Source organism: Acetobacter sp. DsW_063, assembly GCF_002153745.1.
Lineage (GTDB): Bacteria > Pseudomonadota > Alphaproteobacteria > Acetobacterales > Acetobacteraceae > Acetobacter.
In genome coordinates this window covers 1-1,882 of record NZ_JOPL01000141.1, presented here as the reverse complement: position 1 = coordinate 1,882, position 1,882 = coordinate 1, and the positions used below count along the sequence as shown (strand labels likewise).

Below are 1,882 nucleotides of genomic sequence, written 5' to 3'. Positions count from 1 at the left end.
AATCATGGGCCAAGCTTATCAATTGACGGTTCTTCGATCCCTCCACGTCCATGGCGTTGCGAATCTGGCCAATATCTTCTCCCTGCATGTAGCGACGTGAATCAAGAGGCAAGGGCGCACGCTGCAGAGTTTCTTCCCATGTCAACGAAATATAGGTAGCTTTGAAAAATTATCGTTTACGTGGAGAAAGTAAGTGATCTCAAATAAATTAAAAAAAGCTGACGCGTTGCAAACATCAGGAAAATATGGATCAGCAATTAAAGCTTATAAAATTATTCTGAAAGATTATCCAGATAATTTTGACGTATTGAATGGCCTTGGATATGCTTTATATTCACTTGAGTATTTTTCTGAGGCTGTTATTGCTTTTCGCAAGGCATTAAAAATTCGATCTGATGCTCATTCTTCTCGCCTTAACCTTGCGAGATCGCTCTATCTTTTGGGTCACGTGCGCGAGGCTTCCACTGAATACGAGTATCTAATAAGTTTTGGGGATGAAGACAATAAATTGAAGGCCCTCAACAACCTGGCCGTTATAGCCCCAGGTAACATAGGTTACGATAACGGACGAGTTCTCGAAATTCGACGCCGTTGGGCTGAGAGCCAAGCCCCACACATCATCCCACGACGCGTCTTTAATAATTCGAATGAACGTCTCCGGTTAGCCTATTATGGGTCGTATTTCTCTAATAAAAACTGGATGAAAATGTACATGGGGGTGATTAACGCTCATAATCGTTCCCGTTTTGACGTAAATATTATAACCGATGGGCCACCTCCTGACCTTCAAAATGGATATGTTGATCACGAGAACGATCGGATATGGGGAGTAGAATCCCTATCAAATGCTGAGTTATCAAATCTTATTTTTGAAGAAAAAATCGATATTCTTGTGGATTTAAACGGGTATAGTCACCAACGTAGGTTGCCCCTTTTAAACTACAGATCCGCGCCAGTCCAATTAGTATGGAATGGAATGTATGCGACCACTGGTTTTCCTAATGTCGATGGAATTATTGGCGACAATCAAACCATCCGTTCTAATGAGCAGGAGTTCTACACCGAAAAATTTATTCGATTAGACGGGACTTACCTTCCATTCGATTTCTTTTATGATACCACTCCCGTAACAAACTCCCCGTGCTTAGACAATGGCTACATAACATTTGGAAGCTTAAATTCAAGCTACAAGATAACGGAAGAAACGATAAAGTTCTGGGCGTCCATTATGATGTCCGTAACTGGATCGCGTATGGTTGTAAGAACAAAAACCTTGGATAAAGAATGCAACAGAAAGGAAATTATCCATCGTTTTGCGAAACATGGTATCGATCAAAATAGAATTTCTCTTTTTGGGTCGGGTTCTCACGAATCGTATCTTAAAACCTATGAACAGATAGATATTGCATTGGATACTTTACCTTACAGTGGTGGCACGACCACAGTAGAAGCCCTATGGCAAGGTGTCCCAGTATTAACTGTGCCGGGCGACAGATGGGCAAGCAGAACATCAGCGTCCATCTTAAATGCGGCGGGTTTTGTGGATTTTATAACTCTAAATCAAGAGGACGCGATACTTCGCGTACGCTCCGCAGTATCTGACTATACGGAATTAAATAACGCCAGAATAAATCGGCGCATAGAACTAAAAAATAGTAACGCCTGTGCAACTCAAAAAATATGCAACGAACTTGAACATATTTATGCGGATAAATTTGCAGCTCTTCGTCCAGATTCCGAGCTCATTTTATGAAATCCCAGCCGTTGTGCACTACAAAGCCCCTATACTTAAAACTGTTGCCAATGTCATCCTTGGGGTTAGATTATGCGGCACCTAGGCTCAGGACTCATTTTTTGAGATAGAAGATGAAGGATGCGGCGA

1 protein-coding gene is annotated in these 1,882 nt (G+C 41.8%); it reads left to right on the top strand.

The genetic code is table 11. The features are described from left to right. Nucleotides 1-193 precede the first annotated feature (193 nt). Nucleotides 194-1,753, top strand: coding sequence for a tetratricopeptide repeat protein (locus HK28_RS13330; protein WP_086645024.1), 1,560 nt, complete (start codon nt 194-196; stop codon nt 1,751-1,753). Nucleotides 1,754-1,882: the final 129 nt, after the last annotated feature.